This is a genomic window from Burkholderia sp. ABCPW 111, assembly GCF_000773065.1.
Lineage (GTDB): Bacteria > Pseudomonadota > Gammaproteobacteria > Burkholderiales > Burkholderiaceae > Burkholderia > Burkholderia savannae.
Window position 1 is genome coordinate 1 of record NZ_JPWT01000049.1, and the last position, 1,008, is coordinate 1,008.

1 protein-coding gene and 1 pseudogene are annotated in these 1,008 nt (G+C 70.5%); one reads left to right on the plus strand and one right to left on the minus strand.

Features of this window, described 5'->3' with window-relative positions; all coding sequences use genetic code 11:
* Nucleotides 1-287 (minus strand): annotated as a pseudogene (locus tag X946_RS36080) (hypothetical protein); the annotation flags it as partial.
* On the opposite strand from X946_RS36080, the gene X946_RS06330 reads away from it, so the two are divergent.
* A partial coding sequence (locus tag X946_RS06330; RefSeq protein WP_235364003.1) for a collagen-like triple helix repeat-containing protein occupies nucleotides 256-1,008 on the plus strand: 753 nt, incomplete at its 3' end. The pseudogene X946_RS36080 and the gene X946_RS06330 overlap by 32 nt on opposite strands.

Below are 1,008 nucleotides of genomic sequence, written 5' to 3' on the forward strand. Positions count from 1 at the left end.
TCGGGTACTTCGGGTACTTCGGGTACTTCGGGTACTTCGGGTACTTCGGGCACTTCGGGCACTTCGGGCACTTCGGGCACTTCGGGCACTTCGGGCACTTCGGGCACTTCGGGCACTTCGGGCACTTCCGGTACTTCCGGCACCGCCTCCTCCCCGCTCGGCAACATCCTCGCGCAGACCGGCAACCTGATCACCGCGACGGGCAACGTCGTCTCCGCCACCGGCAACCAGATCTCCGGCACGTCGGTGCCTGGCGTGAACAGCGCGACGACCACGAACCTCGGCAACGCCGTCAGTTCGCTCGGCAACGGCGTCCAGACGCTCGGCAACGGCACCGCCGCCGGCCTCGGCACGCTCGGCACGTCGACGAACCCGCTCGGCCCGACGCTCACGTCGACGTCCGGCGTCGTGTCGAACGTCGGCAATGCCGTTTCGTCGCTCGGCGGCGTCGTGACGAGCATCGGCACCGGCCCCCTCGCGCCGCTCGCGCCCGTCACGTCGCCGCTCGGCGGCGCGGTCGGCACGCTCGGCAGCACCGTCACGCAGGTCGGTTCCGGCCTGAACAGCGTGCTCACGAGCGCGCCCGTCCAGCAACTCGAAACCGGCGTCAGCGCGGTCATCAACCCGATCACGAACGCCGTCTCGGGCACGACGCAAACGATCGGCACCGTCACCGGCCTCGGCGCGCCCGTCAACAATCTGCTGACCACCGTCGGCGGCGGGCTGAACGCGGCCGGCGCGAAGGTGTCGGGCTCGACGAACAACCAGGTGGTCCAGGCGGTCGGCGGCGTCGTCAGCCAGTTGGGCAACACGGTCTCGAGCGTCGGCGGCCTGCTGACGGGCGGCACGACCAATCCGCTCGCGCCGATCACGGGCGCGCTGTCGGGTGGCACGACGAACCCGCTCGCGCCGATCACGAGCGCGCTGTCGGGCGGCACGACGAACCCGCTTGCACCGATCACGAGCGCGCTGTCGGGCGGCACGACGAACCCGCTTGCACCGATCACG